The following is a 22,469-nucleotide window of genomic DNA, read 5'->3' on the forward strand; positions in this document are numbered from 1 at the left end:
GCGCCGCGCGGTCAGCGTCGAGGTCGGTATGCAGAACTCCGGACTGGCCGCCGCGCTGGCCACGGCGCACTTCGCGCCCCTGGCCGCGCTTCCCGGAGCGCTGTTCTCCGTGTGGCACAACATGTCCGGCGCGGCCGTGGCGACGCTGTGGGCGCGCCGCCCGCCGCAGGACACGGCCGCCCGATCGGAGGCGGACGTCACCGGGATCGGGTGACCGCCGCGGGGTTCGGGGGGTGCGGCGGAACGCTGGCCGTTCCCCCCGTTCCGGGATTCCATGCGCGCGGGGTGTGGCCTGAAGTGGACATTCGGGGTCGGGCGAGTGGTGTACGGGAGGCTCCGACGCTTGTCAGTGTGGTCCCATGCCCGAGCGACGCCGCGTGCTCCCGGTCCCGTGTTCCTGGATCCTCGCGTTCGTGCTGATCGCCGCCGCGTGCGATCCCCACGCGTCCGTGACCGTCCCGCTCCCTCCCGAGGGGCCGATGTCCGGTCCGCCGATCGTGCTCAGAGCGGCCCCGGGTTCCTGCGGCGGCGCGGTCCGACGGCGCCCGCGCGGTCGGTGCCCCAGACCCCGGATGGCGTGGGGAACCGGTCACCCCCGTTGCCGCTACCGCTGAGCCCGGGTTGGGGGCATGCGCCTACACCCCGTGCACGGCCCGCCGGACGGCCGCGTAGCGCTCACGCACGCGCGGCACCGGCGCGGGCTCGGTCTTCGGGCCCGTCTCGGCGGTGTCCCATTCCGGAGGCTGGTCGGACCCGGTCAGTGCCCACGCCGCCTGGCGCGCCGCGCCGAGGGCCACGTACTCCGCCGGTGCGGGCACGACCACCGGCACGTCCAGGATCGTGGGCGCGATCGCGCGTACCGCCGCCGACCGGGCGCCGCCGCCCAGGAACAGTACCCGGCCCACCGGGACCCCGGCGTTGGTCAGCGCGGTGAGCCCGTCGGCCAGCCCGCACAGCATGCCCTCCACCGCCGCGCGCGCGATGTTCTCCGGCCGCATGGTGGACCGGCGCAGGCCGTGCAGCGAACCGGCGGTGTCCGGCAGCACCGGTGTGCGCTCCCCGTCCAGGTAGGGCAGCAGGACCACGCCGCCCGCGCCCGGCTCGGCGGCCATGGCCAGCTCGTCCAGTCCCGCCGGGTCCACACCCAGCATCGCCGCGGTGGCCGTGAGCACGCGCGCGGCGTTGAGGGTGCACACCAGTGGCAGGAACCGTCCGGTGGCGTCGGCGAATCCGGCCACCGTGCCGGTGCGGTCGCGGGTGGCCTCGTCGCTGACCGTGAACACGGTGCCGCTGGTACCCAGGGACAGCGCGGCGTCGCCCGCCCGCAGGCCCAGCCCCAGGGCCGCGCCCATGTTGTCCCCGGTGCCCGGGGCGACGAGCGCGCCCGAGGAGGTGTGTCCGACGGCCTCGTTCGGGGCGGCCACACGCGGCACGGAGATCTCGCGTCCGAACGCGCGGACGAGCAGGTCGGTGCGGTAGACGCCCTGGCGCGGCGACCAGTATCCGGTGCCGGACGCGTCGCCGCGGTCGGTGGTAGGTTCGCCCACGCCGCCCGTCAGCCGCCAGGTGAGCCAGTCGTGCGGGAGCATCACCCCGGCCACGCGTGCGGCGGCCCCGGGCTCGTGCTCGGCCAGCCAATGCAGCTTGGTGACGGTGAAGCTGGCCCCGGGGACGCTGCCCACCGCGTCCGCCCAGGCCTTGGGACCGCCGAGCTCGGCCACCAGGTCGTCGGCGGCCCCGGCGGAGCGCATGTCGTTCCACAGCAGGGCGGGGCGCACGACCTCCCCCTCGCCGTCCACCGTGACCATTCCGTGCTGCTGCCCGGCGACGGCCACCGCCGCCACGTCGTCGAGCAGCCCGGAGGAGGCGCCGGTCAGCGCCGACCACCACTCGCGGGGATGGATCTCGGTTCCGTCGGGGTGCGGCGCACGCGCCTCGCGTACCACCGCGCCGCTGTCGGCGTCGCGGACCACGACCTTGCAGGACTGCGTCGAACTGTCGATTCCGGCGACCAGGGCCATTTCCGCTCCGGGTGTGAGGAGGTGGAGGGGGAGCCGATCACCCCTGTGGCACGCGAAGTTCCTACCCCGTTCGCCGCTTCGGTCCCAGGCGTGGGGCTTTCCCGGGGGCCGGACAGACGCCGGTGGTTGCGCGCCAAAACCCGAGAGCACCATGACCACGGACGAGCGAGCCGGTCGCCGAGTTCCGGGGGTAGGCCGGGGAGCGTTCCGGACACGAACGCCGCCGACATCGTGGCCGCTGTCCCGGGCCTGGCGCCGGCCGGGAAACTCGTATCCGTCCTGCGCCCGGTGCGACGGAAGGGCGGTACGGGGGGAGTGGTCCGCGCCATCCTGACCGCCTCCGCGCGGTGTGGCCCGGTCGTGTCGGCCGTCGGTGTGGCCGGGCCGCGTCCGTGGCAGGCGGGTCTTGCCCGTGGAACGGAAATCAGATATTTTATTTTATATGGTTTCGATTGTTTTCGGGAAAGGGGTACCGAGCCATGCGGCGACCGGCCATCGCCGGCCCGGTGCGCACGCTCATCGGCGCCTTCGGCGGAGCCCCGCGGACGGTACCGGTCGAGTGCCTCGCCGCCTTCGGCGCACACGGCGGCGCGGTCGCGCGCCGATTCCCCGCCTTGCCGCTGGTCTTCGTGCTGATGCGGAGCGCCCGCCGGGCCGAGGGCGCGGCCGTCCCCGTCGACGACGACCTGAACGGGGTCGGGTCCATCGACCCGGTGCGCGTCGGCGAGTGGAGCACCAGTGTTCACGGCTGACCACCACCGGCCATCCCACCGTGCACCGCGCATCACCAGTGAGGGGACGACCATGATCGACCGAAGCGCGTGGGCCGAGCCCGGGGTGGAGACCCTCCACCCGGGGGTACACCGGATCCCCCTGCCACTGCCCAGTGACGCCCTGCGCGCCGTGAACGTCTATGTGCTGGAGGACCTGGCCGAGGACGACGGTCTCCTCCTGGTCGACAGCGGATGGGCCACCCCCGAGGCACGCCAGGCTCTGGAGGAGGGACTGGCGGCCATCGGCCGCGACCTGACCGAGATCCGCGACATCCTGGTCACCCACGTCCACCGCGACCACTACACCCACGCGGTGGAGCTGCGCCGGTCACTGGGCTGCCGGGTCCACCTCGGAGCCGGGGAGCGCCGCGGCCTCGAACTGCTCAACGAGCGGCGCGGCGGGCTGTCCTTCCTCCTGCGCACCCTGTGCCAGGCGGGAGCGACCGCCCTGGCAGAGGAGGTCCGACCCCTCTACCCCGACGACTACGATCCCCGCGACTGGGCGGCCCCGGACCACTGGCTGGGGGAGGAGACGCTGCGTTTTCCGGGCGGCGGACTCCGGGTCGTGCCGACCCCCGGCCACACCCGGGGGCACGTCGTCTACCTTGACGAACGGCGTGGGCTGATGTTCTCCGGCGACCACGTCCTACCGCACATCACGCCGTCCGTCGGCTTCGAACCGGCCGATCCGGGTGGCCGTCCGCTGGCTGATTTCCTGGACTCGCTGCACCTGATGACCCGGTACGCCGACGCCCGTCTGCTGCCCGCGCACGGTCCGGTCACCGACAGCGTGCACGCCCGTGTCGCCGAGCTGCTCGCGCACCACGAGGACCGGTTGTGTGCGACCCTCACGGCCCTCGGGGACGGTGCGAACGACGCGTTCGGCGTGGCCCGCAGGCTCACCTGGACCCGTCGCGAGGTGCCGTTCGGCGACCTGGACGCGGTCAACAGGATGCTCGCGGTCAACGAGACCGTCGCCCACCTGGACGTCCTCGTTCTGCGGGGGCGGACCACGGTCGAGACGGCCGACGGAACGCACCGGTACGCGCGCGTGCGCTGACACCGCGGCGCCGTGCGAGGACCCCGGAATGCCGCGTGGTCTTGAGAGCCGCGCGGCTTCGCGCGCGGGTTCCGTCGATTCGGCTCATCCTGGCAACACACACCGTCCGCGAGGGGGCGATTCTGCTCCAGGGCACGTGCGCCAGTGGCCGATCGCCGTGTCCGGGCCCCACGCGTTCGGCGGCGCCCGGACACGGGGACCTACTTGGACTCGACTCGTCCGAGCGGGTGGGGGTCGGCGGTCAGCGCGTCGCACGCCTCCCGCCAGGCGGTGTCCCCGGGGCGGAGTTCGGAACGGAGGTAGGCCGAGGTGAGCCGTTGGACCGCGGCCACGCGCTCGGGGTTTTCGTCCGTGGTCTCGGCGACGTCGTATCCGGAGACCCCGCCGAGCCCGTGCTCGGCGTCGAACAGGGTGAGGAGGGACTTGGGGCCCGGTGCCAGGAAGTACGGGTCGGTGTGCCACTCCGGCCCCCGGACCGTCAGGTGGGCCGAGGCGTCCTTGTCACCGGCGACCACGAGCGCGGGTGTGGTCATCGTGGAGAAGTCCATGGTCAGGAGGAAGGAGTAGTTCTCGGCCACGAAACCGGTGACGGCGTCGCCGCCCCTGCCGGGCGCGGCGAGCAGCACACCCGCCCCGATCCGGGGGTCGGCCAGGTTCACCTCCGTTCCGTCGTCGGGGTCGGTGAGCCGCGCGCCCAGCAGCAGGCTCGCGGTGTGCCCGCCCATCGAGTGCCCGGCCACGGCGACCCTGTCATGGTTCAGGCGTCCGCGGAGCTGGGGGACGGCGGTCTCGATCGCGTCGAGTCGGTCGAGGACGCGCATCATGTCCTCGACCCGTGATCGCCAGTACAGAGGCGCCTCGGGGTGGTCGGGATCCAGGTCCAGGCTCCGCGAGCTCAGATGCGTGGGCTGGATGACGACGAACCCGTGCGCCGCCCAGTGGTGGGCGAGCGGTGCGTAGCCGTTCAGCGAGGAGAGGTGGTTCGAGGATCCCTGGCCGTGGGAGAGGAGGACGATCGGTAGGTCGCTCCCCGTCATGGGTGCCGACACCCGCACCTCCAGGTCGACGGCTCGCCCGGGGGTCGGTAGCACCACCGGGCTGATCGAGAGGACGGCGGCGGGCGAGCTCGGGGCGTCGGCTGTGTGCGTCGGTTCACGCATGGGGCGTTGTTCCCTTCGGTGGCCTCCGTCGCCGGTCGCGGGGCGTGCGGAGGGTGGGGTCGAGGAGCGTCCATCGACCGCAAAAGCGGAGCGATGTTCCGCTTAATATACGGAACAACGCTCCGTTTTGTAAACGGAGTAGTGTTCCGCTGTGTCGGCGGTGGGAGGAGAACGTGGTGTCCGGTCCGAACCAGTCCGGGGAGGCGTCCGCCCGGGGGAAGCGAGCCGACGCGCGGCGCAACCAGCAGAAACTGCTCGCCGCCGCCGCGGCGGTCTTCATTTCCTCCGGCGTCGACGCGCCGATCCGTGAGATCGCGGCCAGGGCGGGTGTCGGGATGGGGACGATCTACCGCCACTTTCCGACGCGGGCGGATCTGGTCGTCGCCGTCTACCGCCACCAGGTCGAGGAGTGCGCTGAGGCGGGACCGCGGCTGCTGGCCGGCGCCGACTCCCCGTTCGTGGCGCTCCGTCAGTGGGTCGACCTGTTCATCGACTTCCTGGTCACCAAGCACGGGCTCGCCAACGCACTGGGATCGGACGGCGGCGGCTTCGACGCGCTGCACGCCTACTTCCTTGACCGCCTGGTGCCCGTCTGCGCGGGGTTGCTCGACGCCGCGGTCGATGCCGGGGAGATCAGGCCCGGTACGCAGGCTTACGAGCTGATGCGCGGCATCGGCAACCTCTGCATCGGGCACGACAGCGACGCCCGTTACGACCCTCGCCGGTTGGTTGACCTGCTGCTCCGGGGGCTGCGGCGACCGGAGTCATCCTGACCTGACCGCGGCTCGCACCGGACCGAGCCCCTGTCTGAGGGGGAAGCACATTAGATATCCACTATGCGCCTGCGGTTCGCGCGTCGGAAACGAGGCCGCTCCCGGGCAGCCCGTCCCGCCGGTTGAGACGGCGGCCGCGTGAGGGGCGNACGCGCTTCTCCCAAGAGACGGCGCGGTGCTCAACCACATTTCGTCGCAGGCGCTCGGACTGCCGTAGCCGACCGGTCAGGCGGACTCCCGGCCGTCCCAGAGGCCGCGCTGCCGCAGGAGTTCGACCAGGTGCTTGGTGCTCTCCTGGAGGTGGCCCTCGGTCAGCTTGCGCGCCTCCCGGGTATCGCCCGAGCGCAGGGCCTCGATGATCTTGCGGTGGTCCTGGCGCGTGGCCTCGACATGGCCTTCGATCGCCGCATAGAAGCGATTGGGCAGGTGCTGCACGATCGAACCCAGGATCAGTGCCAGGCGGTGGGAGTGCGCGGCCAGGTTGACCTGGCGGTGGAACGCGTGGCCCAGGGCGCCGATCCGCTCCTCGTCACCGGACTCGACGGCCTTCTCGTAGTCGTCGAGGATCTCCTCCAGCCGCGCGATCTCCTCGGGGGTGATCCGCTTCGCGGCGCGGGCCGCGAGCTCACCGGCCAGCTTGCCCTGGGCCCAGAAGATGTCGTGGACGTCCTCGGCGGTGAAGGTCTCCACCATGAAGCCGCGCCGGGGGACCAGCTTGACGAAGCCCTCACTGCGCAGCGCGAGGAGCCCTTCGCGAACCGGCGTGTTGCTGACGCCCACGGCCTCGGCGATCGGTTCGAGTCGTAGAAACTCCCCGGGGCGAACCTTGCCTGAGAGGATGAGCTCCCGAACATAGGCGGCGACCTCCTCGGGGAGGCCTCGCGCCCTGCTGCCCACGGTCGTCATGCCACCTCACCGATTCTTGTTTTCATATGAAGTTCTCCATATGATATCGCGGCTGTCGCGTGTCCCCGATGGGGTCCCGTGGGAGACCTGTTCACTCAGGCGCTGCGCTGTTCACCTGTCTCGATCATGCGGTCCGCACCCTCGATGATGTGCTCCTCCACGAGTGTGCGCGGTCCATACACCGCTCCGCTTTCGCCCCTCGAATTCGCCCCTCAAAGGTGTGTGCGCCTCATCGCCCGCCGCATCTCCCGCGCGCGGGGAGTTCAACCGAGGTCGGTTCGGGCGGCGCGCTCCAGAAGCTCGACCACCTCCTCGTCCGGCGTCTGGGAGAACTCCTGGTACCACTCACCGACGGCGTGGAAGAACTCGGGCTCATGGACGCACACCACCTCGTCGGCGACCCGGCGCAGGTCCGCGATCGAGTCGGGGGACCCGACGGGCACCGCGACCACCACCCGGTCGGCGCCCCGGGCGCGAGCCACCTGGCACGCGGCCCGCGCGGTCGCTCCGGTGGCCACGCCGTCGTCGACGAGGACGACCGTCCGGCCGGTCAGCGGAACACCGGACCGGCTGCGGCGGAACCGTTCCACCCGCGCGTCCAGTTCCGCCCGCTCACGTCGCTGCACCCCGTCCAGTTCCGCCTCGCTGACGTTCGCCATGCGGATGATCTGGTCGTTGACGACCCGCACGCCGCCCTCGCCGATCGCGCCCATGGCCAGCTCGGGCTGGTAGGGAACGCCCAGTTTGCGGATCACGATCACGTCCAGGGGCGCGCGCAACCGCCGGGCGACCTCGAAGGCGACGGGCACGCCGCCGCGTGGCAGCCCCAGCACGACGACGTCCTCCTCGCCCAGGTCACCCAGCCGCTCGGCCAGGCGCAGCCCGGCGTCGGCGCGGTCGCGAAACTCCGTCATCGTGTCCTCCCCGGGTTTATGCGGGGGTGATCAGGCCGTAGTGGCCGTCGTAGCGGTGGTAGAGCACGTTGCCCCGTCCGGTCCGTGCGTCGAGGAAGAAGACGAACGGCAGCCCGGTGGTCTCCAACCGGTCGATCGCCTCCCGAACGCCCATCCGCGGCGGCGGATGCGGGCTGACCGTCAAGGGGACGGCGCTCGTGCCCTCGCGGCGGGGACGCGGGGCCACCTGGGCCAGCCGGTACCCCTCGCCTGAGTGGTAGATGACGCTGTCCTGCCCGGTCTCGGTGTCGGTGAACAGCAGGAAGCCGTAGTCCAGCGTCTCCATGTCGAATGCGGCCTCGTCGGGACTCTCCGCGGCCAGCGTGAACGACTTGTGCCGGATCACCTCCCGTTCCTCCATCGGACGCGGGTAGTACTCCGGGCGGTGCGTGGGCTCGGCGCCGTGCCGCCACTCGTGCGGTCCCGCCGTCGGCCGACCACCGCGGCGGGCCTCCCAGTGCCGACCGACCCGGTCGAGCCGGACCAGCAATCGGTCGTGGAGCAGGTCGATGGCCTCACGCATGGTCGCACCCGCCACCTGTGCTCTCACCAGGCGGCCGTTGACGTCCAGGTTGGCCTGCGCGACCGCCGGGCGCGCCACCGCCGGGCCGGCGGCCATGGTCAGTCTCACGCGGGCGAAGAGCACCGGTTCGGGCGCGTGCCCGAACACCGCGGCGATCGTCGAGCGGGCGTGGTCGGCGGAGTCCCGCGACACCGCTCCCCGGTGTTCCACGGCCACCTCGGGGGCGGCCCATGTCGTCGACCGGTTCATGACACCCTCGCTTTCGCGGATCGGCGTCCGGCGGAGCCGAGGAGGCCGGGACCAGCGGTTCCCACGGTCGCGTCAACACCCCTGGACGGGCTTCGCGACGTCCTCGACACGGATGTCCACGGTCCACGGCTTGGACTGTGCGGACCGCGCCTCCTCACCCCGCCCTCTCCTTCCAGCTTGAAGGACGCGGGCCCTCCTGACCAGGGCTCGGTGCCCCGGTCGGCTCCCTTGGGCGGTCGGCGCCGCCGTCCGCGGGGCGCACGTGTCCTGGAGCCTCAGCTCCGGTTCGGACGGGTGAGCCGCCGGTGGAGGCCGCGCAGGGCCTCCAGGAGCACTCCGAGGAGGAAGGACTGCACCAGGGCGCAGACGGCGATCCCGCCGAGGAAGAACCAGGTGGGTGCGTCCCATCCCCAGACCGCGTCCTCGATGACCGGCACGACCATGAAGGCGGGGAAGGTGAACAGGGCGGGCCACACCCAGATGAATCCGGGATCCTCGCTGAACACCGTGACGGCCGTGGCGACCGCGGCGGAGACGCCGACGAGCCCGAGGTAGATCATCGAGACGGGGTTGGTGAAGGTCAGGCGGATGAGGAATCGGGCTCTCACGGGTGCTCCTGTGTAGAGGCGGTGGGTCCCATGCTCCCGGGCGGCCTCGCCCGTGTCGTGAGTACTCGTGCTCAGCCGGAGGGGTCACCGCCCACCACGGATCACCGGTCGGTTCCGGGCGCCCGGTCGGGGTCAGTCAGCGGGCGTGACCGGTGTGACCTCCTGCAACAGGCCCCAGGTGAAGTCGGCGAGGTGACGGCCGCCGCCGGAGTCAGTGAGCAGCAGTCGCCAACGCGAGGGGGCGGTGCCCTCCAACGGTGTGGAGGGGAGCGCGCGGGCGACGTCGTCGATGACGAACGACCAGGGCCGGAGGTCGTCGACACCGCGCAGCGGGGGCACCGGTACTCGAGGGGCCCGCACGAGCCACTCCTGGACCAGGGCGCCGCCGGGGGCGGTGACCACCTCGAAGCGCAGGTCCGGCCAGAGCGGCACCGGCCACTGGCGGGCCTCGCACGACATGCCTCCCGCGGTGATGTCGCGCCGTGACGGGGCGGGACCGAGAACCGTGGTGAACCGGCGGACCGGGCCACCGGAACCGCGTCCGCCCCGTGCCATGGCCTGCCAACGACGGTTGGCCTCGCGCATCGCGGTCGTGGTGGTGCCGAGCTTGCGCACCGCCTCCTCGACCAGCTCCGGCTGGAAGTCGGCCATCCTGCGCAGCAGGACCAGTTGGAATTCGAGCGCGCCCATGCGACGACACTAGCGCCCGTCCCGTCCCCCGTCCGGTCGGCGTGGGCGTTGAGGAGGTCGCCGGAGGGTAGGGCCGCAGGTGTGGCGCCGAGTACGGTCGTGGCGCCCGTGGGTCGAGCCGAGGGGGAGAGCATGACTGGCACGCTCACCGGCCGCCGGGTCGCGATACTGGCGGCGGACGGAGTGGAACAGGTCGAACTCGTCGAGCCGAGGAGGGCGTTGGAGGAGAAGGGCGCCCAGACGGAGCTGGTCTCGCTGCACCCGGGGGCCATCCAGGCGATGAACGGCGACATCGAGCCCGCCGACCGCTTCACCGTGGACCGGCGGGTATCGGAGGCCGTGGTCGACGACTACGACGCCTTGGTCGTGCCGGGCGGTACCGTCAACCCCGACCACCTGCGAAGGGATCGCGACGCGATGCGCTTCGTGCGCGGCTTCGTGGACAGGGGCAAACCGGTCGCCGCGATCTGCCACGGGCCATGGGTCCTGGTGGAGGCCGACGTGGCCCGGGGCCGGACCCTGACCTCGTATCCGAGCCTGCGCACCGACCTGCGCAACGCCGGTGCCGTGGTCGTGGACGAGGAGGTGGTCACGGACCAGGGCGTGACCACGAGCCGCAACCCCGGGGACCTGCCCGCCTTCTGTGACCGTGTGGTGAGGGAAGTCGAGCACGCCTAGGCGCGGGGCCACGGTGTCGGGGGAACACATGAACACGCCTCCCACCATCGGTGTCCTCGTCCTGGGCTACCTTGGTCGGGCAGTCCCCGAACGCCTCCTCGAGGCGGGGCACGACGTCACCGTGGAGGAGTGTTCGTCGCCCTAGGCCGGGAACGGGTCGACGGCGCGGGTGAGCGATCACGGCAGGCCCGGGAACGGGAGGCGGGGCTCCGGCGCGGTGGGCCGGGGCCCGGACACGGCGGGTCCGTCAGCTCCACCGGATCTCGGACAGGCTCTCCAGGGGAGCCCGCTGCGCCAGCGCCTCGGGTACGGCCAGCGTCTCCGCCTCGTGCAAGGGATCCGGGAACCGGAGGCGGCATCGCTCCTCCACCTCGCTCAGGGTCACCTGGAACACGCGGAACTCGTCCAGTTCCAGGGCCTCGAGCTGGTCGAGGTTCTGCGTCAGCAGGAACGCCGTGGTCCTGAGCTCGCCCTGGTCGGAGAAGACCAGCACCTTCCAGTACTCGCGCGGCAGCCGGACTCCGCGGTACAGCCGGTCGTCGCTCTGGAAGACCGGCCCCGCGAACACGCTCACCCTCAGGTCGTCGACCTTGACGCCCTCGAATACGGCGTCCTCCAGCCGTCCCCACAGCCCGCCTCGGCTGCTCTGGTTGAAGTCGTCCATCTGCGGAGCGATGTTGGTGAAGAAGAACGAGTCCGTGTTGGCCTTCCTCGCCTCGGCCAGGCTGCCCCACAGCAGGTCGGCCCGGCGCGCCAGGTGTCCTCGATCGACCCGGTTGGCCCTGTACAGCTCGTCGCCGACCTGCGCCTCATCCGGAATCCTCGGGTCCCTGGAGAACGGGATCCCCCTGCGGTCGAGCCTCTTGAGCGCACCGCCGTCGATGTTCCAGGCCACCCAGAGGGCGAAGCGGCGCGACTTGCTCAGCGCCAGGGAGAAGTGCGTGTAGGGGATGTCGTCGGCGTCCCCGAGCCGGAACAGGTCGTGCTCGATCCTGGGGTCGAGCCGCGGAGCCGGCACACGTGCCCTCAGGAAGTTGGGGTTGTACCCCTCCAGCACCTCCACCGCTTCGGGAACGGGCGGCCGCAGCGTGATCCCCAGCTCCTCGAAGACCAGCTGGGGGAGGCAGGCGAGCGCGTGCTCGTCCGGATCCGCCCGGCTCTCACCCGCGAAGTGGAGGCCCGCCAGCACCTTGCCGGGTCGGCCGCCGGGGTCCTTGAACATCCACACCGAGCCCGAGTCGCCGGGCAGACTGATCTCACCGTTCTCGGGTGGGATGTTCGGATCGACACCGATCTCGAAGCAGAGAACGTTCCGGGGACCCACACCGCGGTAGTCGATCTGGACGAGTTTGAAGGGGCTGCGGACCACGCCGTGCGTCACCCCGGTCGTCCGGCCGCTCTTGACGACCGTGTCACCGATCTCCGGCTCGCCCAGCTCCTCCGGTGCGACACCGAGGTCGAGGATGTCCGCGTCGAAACGGCGGTCCTCGACCGTGGCGACCGCGCAGTCCCCCGAGAACCCCAGGTGGGAGCGCTCCAGTCTGCCGAGGCGGTTGCGGTCGATGTGCGGGTCGTCGGCCTGGCCCGGTTGCACGACGTCCTCGCCCGGTTCGCCGGACGCCCCGTGCAGTACGTGCCAGTTGCTCAGGACGTAAGGAGTGCCGTCGTGCCTGTCGAAGACGACGCAGCCGATGGTGCCCGCCGAGACGTTGACGTGTCCGACGCTCACACCGGGCAGTGCCGGGTCGAGACGCTTGTGGCGGGTCGGGCTCTCAGCCTCGGCCACGACCCGGAACTGCGGTTCGTAGCTGCGTTGGAGCACCTCCGTGGGCACCTCGACGCCGTCCACGGTGATCGACTCAGGGAGCTTCTTCGTGCCCAGCGCCTCCAGCTGCTCCGGCTGGGCCTTCTTGCCGACCGTGAACTGGAGCGCGATCTCCCCCTCCGGCCGACTGTCCGTCGTCTTGCGGGCGATGCCGATGGAGGAGACGTTCGGATCCCTCAGGTAGCCCTCTCCCTGGGTCCGAATGAATTTCTTGAGGGCGGCGATGAGTTCGCTCTGGTCAGGGGCGCCCTCAGATGACGTGTACTCGTTCTCGGTAGCCATGGGAGGATCTCCTCAGCGAATCCGACACAGGATTCGGCGGGAACTTCTGCTCGCCTCCACCAGGCTAACTCCGACAAAAGCCGACACTCTACATAAATAGAACATAAGTGATTCAGTGTCTCACAAGGGTACGCGTGGTAGTGGGGGGATGGCCCTGCGGTGGTGTCCCGTGCCCCGACGGAGCACGTCCTGGCGTTGGAGAGCGTCCCCGTCACCGCCAGCTCCCACGGCCTTGGCACACATGACCGGCTCGGCTGGGAGGGTGGGCCGCACGCCTCCTGGCCGCTCCTGGCCGAGCCCCTGGGATGGATTCGCCGGAGAGGCCTGGAGATGACCTCCCGGATCCGTTTTCCGGAACGGTCACCTTTCAGGGAGTGCCGTTCGGGTGCCCGAACACGGGCCGAAGCGAAACGGGGCCTAGAAGTCCATCGAGGCCTCGTGGGAAGCCGGCCCCACTCCGGAGCGGGAGCGGATGCGCCGGACGTGGACCAGTCGGGACAGCCGGATGACCGGACGGATGAGCATCTGAACGCTGCCGATGAGGAAGAGCCACGTTCCCGTGGTCGCCCAGGCCGGTGAGAGGAACATGATGCTGCCCACGACGAACCACAGGCCGATGAGGATGTCGTTGGAGATGCTCGCCGCCTCGTAGCGCTGCCGGATGACCAGTTCGTGCCGGCCGATCCGTACGTCGAACGTCTTCTTCGTGTGGGGGCCGGACATGACGCCTCCCGAGGCGGTGTTCGTCTTCCCGCGTACAGATGACGGACCTACCCGGGTGCGCACCCGAATTACCCGGAGGACGTCGTCGTTTCGCCGCTCCCTCCTCGCGGGCGGGGCTGGTAAGGAGTGCTTTGGGCGCTGATCTGTCTGGTCCTGTCCTTGGTGCTCATGACCCTCGGGATCCTGCTGATCCTGAACGGTCGGGGCGCCTACGAGAACTGGGACCAGATCCAGAGGCCGTCCCTGTCCCTCGTGCCGTTCCTGTTGGACCAATGGGAGGCATCCCGCGGAGGGCCGTTCGACTCCGCTGACGGGCTGATGACCGCCCTGTTCTGGGCTGGAGCATCGCTCCTCGTGGGGTTGATCGTACGGTTCCTCACGCTCATACGGTGGTAGGTCCGGTGCCCCGGGGCGATGCGGTGACCCGGCTCGCGCCCGCCGTGTCGGCGTCTTCGGACGGGGCGGGGGATTGACGCGGCGCCGACACGAGGTATACCGCTGATAGGCGGTGTGCGGCCGGAGGTGTGGATGGGCGTCGGGCGGGTTCGCGGGTTCGCATGGTCCAGTGGTCCGGGGCGGGTGGCCCGGCCACGTCCGTATCGGCCCTTCGCCTCATGATCGTCGTCGGGCTGTCCTCGGGAACCTCGGCCGACGGCATCGACGTCGCCGCCGCGCGCCTGCGGCTGCACGGCCCGCTCGTGCGCCTGACCCCGCTGGGCCACCGCACCCTTGCCTACTCGGCGGACCTGCGCCGCGCCATCCGCGACGCCCTGCCCCCGGCAGCGACCACCCTGGAGGCCGTCTGCCGGCTCGACACCCGTATCGGTCAGGAGTTCGCGGAGGCGGCCCGGCGCGGGGTCGACGAACTCGCCGGAGGCCGGGCCGACCTGATCGCCTCCCACGGCCAGACCCTGTTCCACTGGGTGGAGGACACCGCGGCGCGCGGGACCCTGCAACTCGGCCAGCCCGCGTGGATCGCCGAGGCCACCGGCCTTCCGGTCGTGTCCGACCTCCGGGCGGCCGACGTGGCCGCGGGCGGACAGGGCGCGCCCCTGGCCGGTCTGCTGGACGTCCTGCTGCTGGGCGGACGCGCGCAACCGGTCGCCGCCCTGAACCTCGGCGGCATCGCCAACGCCACGGTCGTCCGGCCTGGAGCCCCTCCGGTGGCGTTCGACACCGGTCCGGCCAACGCCCTGATCGACGCCGCCGTGCGACGGATCACCGGTGGACGCGCCGACCTCGACACCGACGGCGCGCTCGCCCGGTCCGGTCGCCCGAACCCCGCCCTGCTGGAGCACCTGCTCACCGAGCCGTACTACCGCCTCACGCCCCCGAAGACCACCGGCGTCGAGCTGTTCGGCCCCGCCCATCTCGACGCGGCGCTGCGGCGGGTCGCCGTGCCCGAGGCCGGCGACCTGCTGGCCACCCTGGTGGAGCTCACCGCCGTCACCGTCGCCGACGCCCTGCGCCCCCACGGGGTGACCGAGGTGTTCGCCTCCGGCGGCGGTGTGCGCAACCCGGTCCTCATGGAGCGGATCGCCGCCCGGATCGCCCCGGCGCGGCTCGGCGCCTCCGACGACCTCGGTCTGGACGGCGACGCCAAGGAGGCCTACCTCTTCGCCCTGATCGGCTTCCTCACCTGGCACGGGCTGCCCGGTTCCGTGCCCGCCTGCACCGGCGCCCGACGGGCACCGGTGGCCGGCCGCCTCACTCCGGGGCACGCGCCGCTCGGCCTGCCCGAACCCGCGACGACCCTCCCCCAACGCCTACACGTCGACCCGTCGGACGCGTGACCCGTCCGCCCCCACCTCCGGAGGCCCGCAGTGCAACCCGTCGACCTCGCGGTCATCGCCGTGTACCTGCTGTGCTCGGCGTGGCTCGGGCTGAAGCTGTCGGGCCGGCAGCGCGACGTGAAGGACTACTTCGTCGGCGGCGGACGGCTGCCCTGGTGGGCGGTGTGCCTGTCGGTGGTGGCCACCGAGACCAGCGCCCTGACCGTGATCAGCGTCCCCGGCGTGGCCTACCTGGGCGACGTCACGTTCCTCCAGGTGGCGGTCGGCTACCTGGTCGGGCGTGTGGTCGTCGCCTTCGTGCTCCTGCCCCGTTACCACCGGGGCGAGATGACGACGGCCTACACCTACCTGGGCCGACGCTTCGGGCGCGGCATGCAGGGCACGGCCGCCGTCACGTTCCTGTTCACCCGTCTGCTCGCCGACGGGGTGCGCCTGTTCGCGGCGGCCATTCCGATGAGGATCGTCCTGGCCCACTACGGGGTGGACCTGTCCTACTTCGCCATCATCGGCCTGCTCGCGGCGGTCACGGTCCTGTACACCCTCATCGGCGGCATCAGGGCCGTGGTCTGGGTGGACGTGGCGCAGATGGGGTTGTACGCGGTCGGCGGCGTCATCGCACTGGCCGTCATCGTCACGAGCCTGGACGTGAACTTCCTCGCCGTCGCGGCCGACGCGGGCAAGACCCGGTTCCTCGATTTCACGTCGAACCCGGTCTCCGCGCCGTACGCGACGGTCACCGCGGTGCTGGGCGGCGCGCTGCTGTCCACCGCCTCACACGGCGCCGACCAGATCATCGTGCAGCGGCTGCTGGGGTGCCGTACCCTGCGCGACGCCCAAAAGGCGGTGATCGGCAGCGGCGTCGTGGTGTTCTTCCAGTTCGCGCTGTTCCTCACCGTGGGCCTGGCGCTGTTCTCCCACTTCGACGGCGCCTCGGTCGACCGGCTCGGGCTCACCGGCCCCGACGAGGTGTTCCCGGCGTTCATCGTCGAGGGGATGCCCGCCGGGCTGTCGGGTCTGCTGCTCGCCGGGATCATGGCGAGCGCGATGAGCACCCTGTCCTCGTCGCTGTCCGCCCTGTCCTCCTCGACCATGGCCGACCTGTACGCGCGGTTCACCCGTCGGCCGCTCACCGACGTCCAGGGCCTGCGGCTCGGAAGGCTGTTCACCCTCGGTTGGGGACTGGTGTTCGTCGGGGCCGCCGCGATGTTCACAGGTACCGACAACCCGGTCGTCGAGCTGGGTCTGTCCGTGGCCAGCCTGACCTACGGCGGTCTGCTCGGCTCGTTCTTCCTGGGCCTGTGGGTGCGCAGGGCGCGCCAGGCCGACGCCCTGGTCGCCTTCTGCGCGGCCGTGGCGACCATGGCCTGGCTGTTCCTGTTCGAGCGCGAGCTGGTCGGGTTCACCTGGTACACGGCCATCGGCGTGTCCATCGTGCTCGGACTGGGATCCCTGCTCTCCCTGCGGCACCGCGACGCGGCGGCGGAGACCGGGACGGACGGGGACGGAACCGGTGGCGCACGCCCGCCGGAGGGCGCGTTGGAGGGCGGGGAGGAGCGGGCCTGACGGTGTCGACGCCCGGGCAGCGCGGCGACCCGGTCGACCTCCGTGCCGGGGGTGGGCCTGTGACGACCGGGCACCTTCGCGCCGCGCGGCGGTAGGGGCGTTTCGGCCGTGGTCCGCGTGCTCCGGCCGGCTTCGTGGTGGCCGGTGGGTCAGGGCGCCGGGCGGGTGTGTACGAGGGCGTCGGGGCAGGTCGCGGCGACCTCGGTGAGCGTGTCGCGCTCACGCTCGTCCACCGACAGTCCCCAGCGGGTCTTGACGGTGACCCATTCGGTGACGTAGCGGCAGTGCGCCTCGGCCAGGGGCGGCAGCCAGGTGGAGGGGTCCTGGTCGGCCTTGCTGCGGTTGGAGCGGGCGCTGACCGCGACCAGGGCCACCTTCTCGTCCAGGTCGTTGGCGTAGTCGCGGCGGCGGGCGGTGGTCCAGTCCGAGGCTCCGCTGTCCCAGGCTTCGGCGAGGGGGACCATGTGGTCGACGTCCAGCGTCCGGGAGGCGTCGATGGTCTGACCGTCGTAGTAGGACTCCCACTCCCCGCCGGTGACACGGCATCGGGGTCCGACCTCGGGGAAGGTGGTGGCCTCGTCGATGAGGACCTCCTTGCGGGTGTGGCAGCCGTCCCGGTCGCCGTCCACCCAGTGGGGGAACAGCGATCGGTCGTAGCCGTCGCGGGACTCGGTCGCCACGGTCAGGGCGGCGATCGCGTCGGTGAGCGGCACCTCCTGGGCGGCGTGGGCGGTGGCGGGTGTCAGGACGGTGGTCAGCAGTACGGCGGCGCTGGTGACCGCGAGTGCGAGTCGCATGGAATCCCTTCAGTTGATTACCCTCGGTTATTTTCATCTGTACTTCGAGTGACCGCCGGGGGTGACACGCGACCTTCTCGCCCCTGATTTTGATAGTCCACTCTCAAAAACTGTTAAGGTAAGCCTCACCTATATGAGGAGTGGGTGGTATGGGGCGTGGGCGCACACGGGGACCGGGTCGGCCGTCCTCACTCGATGAGGAGGCGATCGCCGAGGCCGTCCTCGACGTCGGATTCCCCGATCTGACCTTCGCGGCGGTCGCCCGTCGCCTCGGCGTCGGGCAGGCGACGCTGTACCGGCACGCGGCCAACCGGGACGAACTCGTACGGCTCGGCCTGGATCTGGCGATCCGCCGTTGCGAGTGGCCGGGCCTGGACGGGCCGTGGCGCCCGATGCTGGAACGGTGGGCGGTCGCGTCGTGGCGCGCCTGGGAGCGGTATCCGGGCGCGGTCGTCGAGGTGACGCGCGGGGTGGTCCCACCCTCGATCGTCCTCCTCGCCGACCGTGTGGGCGCGGCGCTCATGAGCCACGGCTTCACGGCCCGCGACGCGGTCCTCGCGGTGGACCTGGTCTTCGACCTGGCGGCGGACAACCGGCGCGGCGTCGAGGCCCTCGACGCGTCCGTCCGGGGCGCGCCGGCCACGCGGCGGCGACTGGAGACCGACTGGCTGCGCACCCCGGAGCCGGAGCGGACCGACACCGACGACGCCCGACGCGCGTTGCGCGAGGAGATGGTCCGCGCGATCCGGGCGGAGCCCATCGAGTGGTTCCGAGGCAAACTGCGCGTCGTCCTCAGCGGCATCGAGAGCGAACTGGCCCCCACGTCCGAGGACGCGCCGCGCAGGGACGACGCGTCGTGACCGCCACCCCCGTCCCCCCGTCGAGTGGGCCTTTGCGCCCCCGGAAGCGAAGAAGGACACCATGACCGCGAACCGACCATCCCCCGCCCCGGACCAGGACGAACACGCGCCGCGACCGCAGATCCCCCTCCTCCTGGGCGCGGTGTTCCTCGCCTTCGTCGGGCAGATGACGCTGAACCCGATCATCGCCCCGCTCTCGCGCGAGGTCGGGCTCCAGGAGTGGCAGATCGGGGTGACGATCAGCGCCGCGGCGGCCATGCTCGTGGCCACCAGCCAGTTCTGGGGGCGCCGATCCCAGTCCTGGGGCCGCAAACCCGTGCTCGTCGCCGCGTTCGCGCTCGCGGCGGTCACGATGGCGCTGTTCGCCCTGACCGCGGTGCTCGGCATGGCCGGGGCCGTCACCGGCGGTGCGCTCTTCGCGCTGTTCGTCCTCTTCCGCGGTGTCGGGTTCGGCACGGCGATCGCGGCCGTCGTCCCGACCGCCCAGGCCTATGTCGCCGATGTCACGACCGACGAGGCGCTTCGGGTGAGAGGCATGGCGGGGGTCGGCGCCGCCCAGGGCATCGCCATGGTCGCGGGGTCCGCCCTCGGAGGAGCGCTGTCGGTCCTCGGACTGACCACCCCGCTCGTCGCCGTACCGGCCCTACTGGTTCTGGGGCTCGCGCTGATCGCCTTCCGGCTGCGCCGGGAACCGCGCACGGAGCTGGTCGAGCGGCCGGCCCGCGTCCGGCCCACCGACGCCCGTGTCTGGCCGTTCCTGCTGGCGGGGTTCGGTATGTTCACCTCCCTGGGGTTCATCCAGGTGATCACCGGATTCCTCGTCCAGGACCGGCTCGGCCTCGACGCGGAGACCACCGGCGCGGTCACCGGCGGCGCGCTCCTCGCCGCGGGGGTGGGCATGATCGTCGCGCAGGGAGGCATCGTGCCGCGCAGCGGCTGGAGCCCGCCGACGCTGCTGCGGGTCGGCTGCGGTATCGCCCTGGTCGGCTTCGCGCTGCTCATCCCCGACGCGGGGGCGGTCGCGCTCTTCGCGGCGATCCTGCTCATCGGGCTCGGCCTCGGTATCGCGATGCCGGGGTTCACCGCCGGTCCCACCCTGCTCGTCCGGCGCGAGGAGCAGGGCGGACTCGCCGGTCTCACGGGGGCCACGACGGGGCTCACCTTCGTCATCGCCCCGACCGCCGGTACGGCCCTCTACGGTGTGTGGGGGCCGCTGCCGGTCATCGTCGGAACCGTGATCATGGCCCTCGTCGCCGTCTTCGTGACGGCGCACCCCAGGTTCCGGCGGTTCGCGGCCGCCACGGTCGGGAGCGCCGAGGGGTGACCGTCGTGGCGAAGTCCTCCCGTCCCGTGCCGACCTCCTCCGGCGGGCTGACCGGCTGTTCCGGGATGGTGACACGGTGAGCGTCGACGACGTTGGACGCCCGTGCGCGACGCGCGGCGGCGCTCTCCCACGGCCTGAGGCCGGCCACACCCCCGACCGGGGGTCCCCACCACCGGGACCGGGCGGTCGTCCCCATCGTCGCGGCCACCGCGCGCGACTAGCGTGCCACGGGTGTTCGTACTCCGATCGTTCCCCGCCTTCGCGCACGGCGTCGCCGCGTTGGCCCTCGCCCTCCTGACCACCGCGGCGGACGTGCCCGGCGCGTCCGCCGACACCGCGTCCGCCGACACCCCGGCGGTGATCGACACCGTCATCCGGGAGCACATGCGCTCCAGGGGAGTCCCGGGCCTCGCGGTGGCCGTCACCCACGGCACGCAGACCGTGCACGCCGCGGGCTACGGCACCACTCCCTCGGGCCGACCCGTCACCGCCCACACGCCGATGGCCGTGGCCTCGGTGAGCAAATCCTTCACCGCGGCGGCCGTGTTGCGGTTGGTCGAGGCGGGCGAGGTGGGTCTCGACGAGCCCGTGGCCACCTACCTGCCCGAATTCGGGATGGCCGACCCGCGCGCCTCACGGATCACCGTGCGCCAGCTCCTCGACCAGACCTCCGGAATGTCCGACACCACGTTCCGCGCCTTCACCCGCGATCAACCCGACACCCTGCGCGAGGCGGTCGCCAGCATGCGCACCGGACGGCTGGCCGCCGACCCGGGGGAGCGGCACGAGTACCACAACCCCAACTTCCAGGTCGCCGCGCGGCTCGTCGAGGTCGTCTCCGGGCGGCCCTTCGCCGAAGAGCTCCGGACTCTCGTCTTCGACCCGCTCGACATGGCGGACAGCTCCACGATCGACACCGAACGCGACCTGCCGCCCAGCGCGCACGGACACCTCAGGATCCTCGGACGGCCGGTGGCGGTGCCCGAACCGCCCGCCTTCGGCAACGGCTCCGGCGGTGTGATCAGCTCCGCCGCGGACATGTCCGCCTGGCTGATCGCGCAGAACAACGGCGGAGTGGGGCCCAACGGAGGTCGGATCGGTACGCCCGAGAGCGTCACGTCGGCGCACACACCGTCACCGAACTCCGGCTCCTACGCACTCGGCTGGTCCGTCGGGGAGACCGCGTCGGGCTCGACGGTCGTCGCGCACGGCGGCGACCTGTTCACCTCAACCGCGTACCAGGCCCTGCTACCCGAGTCCGGGCACGGCCTCGCGGTCATGGCCAACACCGGCATGGCCCACGGGGACGCCCAGGCGATCGCCGGGGCACTCATCGCCGTACTGGAGGGGGAGGAGGCGCCGGCACCGGGCGCGGACACCGCGTCGCCGTGGCTCGACGCCGCGCTCCTCGCGCTGGCCGCGGGTGTCGTCGCGCTGGCCTGGCGCGGTGCGCGGCGTTCGGGTCGTTGGGCGCGGCGCTGGTCGGACAGGCCGCTCCGGACGGTGGTGCGGCTGTCGCCGTTCGCCCTGCCACCGTTGCTCCTGGCGGAGGTCCACCGCGTGGTCGGGTTCCTGTACCGGGGACGCGACGTGGCCTGGATCCAGGTGCCCTACCTGTACCCGGCCTTCGTCGTCCTGCTCGCCGCGGCCGCCCTGGGATGCGTCGTGGTCGTCACGGCGCGCGTCGTGGGTTTGACGCGGCAGCGCTGAGCGGGGACTCGAAGAAGGCGGGCGACCAGCGCACCCAGAACCGTTCGGGGCGCGCGGTGACGGGGCACGAATCCAGGACGCACTTCTGCTCACCGAAGAGGGACGGTAGAACGGAAGGTGTCGGACCACCACGACGCGCGGGCCCGCGTCGCGGGCCAAGGGGGTGACCACGATGACGTCCGGAATCGACGTCGAGGTGATCGAGACGTCCTCGCTGGGGGACCGCAGCTACCTGGCCACCGATGGCGAGGTCGCGCTGGTGGTCGATCCCCAACGCGACGTCGACCGCGTCATCGCCCTGGCCGGACGCCTCGGAGTGCGTATCACCCACGTGCTGGAGACCCACGTCCACAACGACTACGTCTCCGGAGGGCTGGAGTTGTCCAGGCTGACCGGCGCGACCTACGCGATGGCGGCCGCCGACGAGGTGCCCTTCCAGCGAATGCCGGTGGCCGACGGCGACCTGGTGGAGGTCTCGCCGCGCATGCGGGTGCGTGTCATCGCCACTCCCGGGCACACCTTCCACCACCTCTCCTACGCGTTGGAGGGACCCCAGGGGGCGGAAGGCGTGTTCACCGGCGGTTCGCTGCTGTTCGGCACCACGGGGCGCACCGACCTGCTGGGCCACGAGCACGCCGAGACCCTGGCCCGGCACCAGCACGCTTCCGCGCGCAAGCTCGCCGACCTGCTGCCCGAAGGGGCGCAGGTGTGGCCCACCCACGGCTTCGGCAGCTTCTGCTCGGCCGCCCAGGCCGAGGGGGACGCCTCCACCGTGGGACGCGAGAGGAAGATCAACCCGGCGCTGCGCCTGGCCGCCGAGGAGTTCGTCACCCAGACCCTGTCGGGACTGGACGCCTACCCCGCCTACTACGCCCACATGGGGGTGACCAACCTCGCGGGTCCCGAACCGGTGGACCTGCGCCCACCCGCCACCGCGGACCCGACGCAGCTGCGGCGGCGCCCGGAGGCGGGCGAGTGGGTCGTGGACCTGCGCAACCGCAAGGCCTACGTCCAGGCGTACCTGGCCGGTACCGTCAGCCTGGCCCTGGACGGCCCGATGGCCACCTGGCTGGGCTGGCTGATCGACTGGGGAGCGCCGCTCACCCTCCTCGGCGAGACCACCGGACAGGTCGCCCAAGCCCAGCGTGAACTGGTACGCATCGGCATCGACCGCGTCGCCGCCGCGGCCGCCGGTGCC

21 protein-coding genes and 1 pseudogene are annotated in these 22,469 nt (G+C 71.7%); 12 read left to right on the forward strand and 10 right to left on the reverse strand.

Going from position 1 to position 22,469, the window contains the following annotated elements:
• Positions 1-214: pseudogene (locus tag D471_RS35885) on the forward strand (bile acid:sodium symporter family protein); the annotation flags it as partial.
• Positions 215-635: 421 nt separating this feature from the next.
• Here D471_RS35885 and xylB read toward each other — a convergent pair.
• The gene (gene xylB / locus D471_RS0123950) at positions 636-2,021 is read right to left on the reverse strand and encodes a xylulokinase (RefSeq protein ID WP_017600961.1); all 1,386 of its coding nucleotides are present in this window, start codon (positions 2,019-2,021) and stop codon (positions 636-638) included.
• Between the two features lie 479 nt (positions 2,022-2,500).
• Here xylB and D471_RS40980 point away from each other — a divergent pair, with 479 nt between their 5' ends.
• Positions 2,501-2,773: a hypothetical protein gene (locus tag D471_RS40980; RefSeq protein WP_017600962.1), complete on the forward strand. Its 273-nt coding sequence runs from the start codon at positions 2,501-2,503 to the stop codon at positions 2,771-2,773.
• A gap of 52 nt (positions 2,774-2,825) precedes the next feature.
• Positions 2,826-3,854, forward strand: a complete 1,029-nt coding sequence (locus D471_RS0123960) for an MBL fold metallo-hydrolase (protein WP_017600963.1) — start codon at positions 2,826-2,828, stop codon at positions 3,852-3,854.
• A gap of 200 nt (positions 3,855-4,054) precedes the next feature.
• Here the strand turns inward: D471_RS0123960 and D471_RS0123965 are convergent, their stop codons facing one another.
• Positions 4,055-5,014 (reverse strand): alpha/beta hydrolase family protein, encoded by a 960-nt coding sequence (locus D471_RS0123965; protein WP_017600964.1) that lies wholly within the window; start codon positions 5,012-5,014, stop codon positions 4,055-4,057.
• Between the two features lie 176 nt (positions 5,015-5,190).
• On the opposite strand from D471_RS0123965, the gene D471_RS0123970 reads away from it, so the two are divergent.
• Positions 5,191-5,787, forward strand: coding sequence for a TetR/AcrR family transcriptional regulator (locus D471_RS0123970; RefSeq protein WP_017600965.1), 597 nt, complete (start codon positions 5,191-5,193; stop codon positions 5,785-5,787).
• Positions 5,788-6,012: 225 nt separating this feature from the next.
• Here D471_RS0123970 and D471_RS0123975 read toward each other — a convergent pair whose 3' ends face one another.
• The 5 genes from D471_RS0123975 to D471_RS0124000 all read right to left on the reverse strand — a co-directional run bounded on the left by D471_RS0123975 (position 6,013) and on the right by D471_RS0124000 (position 9,716).
• Complete coding sequence (locus D471_RS0123975; protein ID WP_017600966.1) at positions 6,013-6,693, reverse strand: GntR family transcriptional regulator; 681 nt, start codon at positions 6,691-6,693, stop codon at positions 6,013-6,015.
• 263 nt (positions 6,694-6,956) lie between these two features.
• The gene (locus tag D471_RS0123985) at positions 6,957-7,607 is read right to left on the reverse strand and encodes a phosphoribosyltransferase (protein ID WP_017600967.1); all 651 of its coding nucleotides are present in this window, start codon (positions 7,605-7,607) and stop codon (positions 6,957-6,959) included.
• Positions 7,608-7,623: 16 nt separating this feature from the next.
• Positions 7,624-8,418, reverse strand: coding sequence for a sigma 54 modulation/S30EA ribosomal C-terminal domain-containing protein (locus D471_RS0123990; protein WP_017600968.1), 795 nt, complete (start codon positions 8,416-8,418; stop codon positions 7,624-7,626).
• Positions 8,419-8,693: 275 nt separating this feature from the next.
• Positions 8,694-9,026: an SCO4225 family membrane protein gene (locus D471_RS0123995; RefSeq protein WP_017600969.1), complete on the reverse strand. Its 333-nt coding sequence runs from the start codon at positions 9,024-9,026 to the stop codon at positions 8,694-8,696.
• A 132-nt stretch (positions 9,027-9,158) separates the two neighbouring features.
• Positions 9,159-9,716: a hypothetical protein gene (locus D471_RS0124000; protein ID WP_017600970.1), complete on the reverse strand. Its 558-nt coding sequence runs from the start codon at positions 9,714-9,716 to the stop codon at positions 9,159-9,161.
• Positions 9,717-9,848: 132 nt separating this feature from the next.
• On the opposite strand from D471_RS0124000, the gene D471_RS0124005 reads away from it, so the two are divergent.
• Positions 9,849-10,394, forward strand: a complete 546-nt coding sequence (locus tag D471_RS0124005) for a type 1 glutamine amidotransferase domain-containing protein (protein ID WP_026128023.1) — start codon at positions 9,849-9,851, stop codon at positions 10,392-10,394.
• Positions 10,395-10,641: 247 nt separating this feature from the next.
• Here D471_RS0124005 and D471_RS42020 read toward each other — a convergent pair whose 3' ends face one another.
• On the reverse strand, positions 10,642-12,501 hold the full coding sequence (locus D471_RS42020) for a DNA/RNA non-specific endonuclease (protein WP_017600973.1): 1,860 nt from the start codon (positions 12,499-12,501) through the stop codon (positions 10,642-10,644).
• Positions 12,502-12,918: 417 nt separating this feature from the next.
• Complete coding sequence (locus D471_RS0124020; protein ID WP_017600974.1) at positions 12,919-13,224, reverse strand: YrhK family protein; 306 nt, start codon at positions 13,222-13,224, stop codon at positions 12,919-12,921.
• 126 nt (positions 13,225-13,350) lie between these two features.
• On the opposite strand from D471_RS0124020, the gene D471_RS0124025 reads away from it, so the two are divergent.
• The 3 genes from D471_RS0124025 (at position 13,351) to D471_RS0124035 (ending at position 16,580) form a co-directional block, all read left to right on the forward strand.
• The gene (locus tag D471_RS0124025) at positions 13,351-13,620 is read left to right on the forward strand and encodes a hypothetical protein (protein ID WP_017600975.1); all 270 of its coding nucleotides are present in this window, start codon (positions 13,351-13,353) and stop codon (positions 13,618-13,620) included.
• A 218-nt stretch (positions 13,621-13,838) separates the two neighbouring features.
• Complete coding sequence (locus tag D471_RS0124030; protein WP_026128024.1) at positions 13,839-15,017, forward strand: anhydro-N-acetylmuramic acid kinase; 1,179 nt, start codon at positions 13,839-13,841, stop codon at positions 15,015-15,017.
• Positions 15,018-15,047: 30 nt separating this feature from the next.
• Entirely contained in the window at positions 15,048-16,580 is a 1,533-nt protein-coding gene (locus D471_RS0124035; protein WP_017600977.1) for a sodium:solute symporter, read from the forward strand.
• A 149-nt stretch (positions 16,581-16,729) separates the two neighbouring features.
• On the opposite strand, the gene D471_RS0124040 is transcribed toward D471_RS0124035, so the two are convergent.
• A complete protein-coding gene (locus tag D471_RS0124040) occupies positions 16,730-17,377 on the reverse strand; it encodes an HNH endonuclease family protein (RefSeq protein WP_017600978.1) in 648 nt (215 codons plus the stop codon).
• Between the two features lie 149 nt (positions 17,378-17,526).
• Here D471_RS0124040 and D471_RS35890 point away from each other — a divergent pair, with 149 nt between their 5' ends.
• The 4 genes from D471_RS35890 to D471_RS0124060 all read left to right on the forward strand — a co-directional run.
• Positions 17,527-18,237, forward strand: a complete 711-nt coding sequence (locus D471_RS35890) for a helix-turn-helix domain-containing protein (protein ID WP_017600979.1) — start codon at positions 17,527-17,529, stop codon at positions 18,235-18,237.
• A 61-nt stretch (positions 18,238-18,298) separates the two neighbouring features.
• Positions 18,299-19,561 (forward strand): MFS transporter, encoded by a 1,263-nt coding sequence (locus tag D471_RS35895; RefSeq protein ID WP_017600980.1) that lies wholly within the window; start codon positions 18,299-18,301, stop codon positions 19,559-19,561.
• Between the two features lie 231 nt (positions 19,562-19,792).
• Entirely contained in the window at positions 19,793-21,271 is a 1,479-nt protein-coding gene (locus D471_RS0124055) for a serine hydrolase domain-containing protein (protein WP_017600981.1), read from the forward strand.
• Between the two features lie 172 nt (positions 21,272-21,443).
• On the forward strand, positions 21,444-22,469 hold a 1,026-nt coding region (locus tag D471_RS0124060; RefSeq protein ID WP_040690944.1), incomplete at its 3' end, for an MBL fold metallo-hydrolase.

It is taken from the genome of Nocardiopsis lucentensis DSM 44048 (genome assembly GCF_000341125.1).
Lineage (GTDB): Bacteria > Actinomycetota > Actinomycetes > Streptosporangiales > Streptosporangiaceae > Nocardiopsis > Nocardiopsis lucentensis.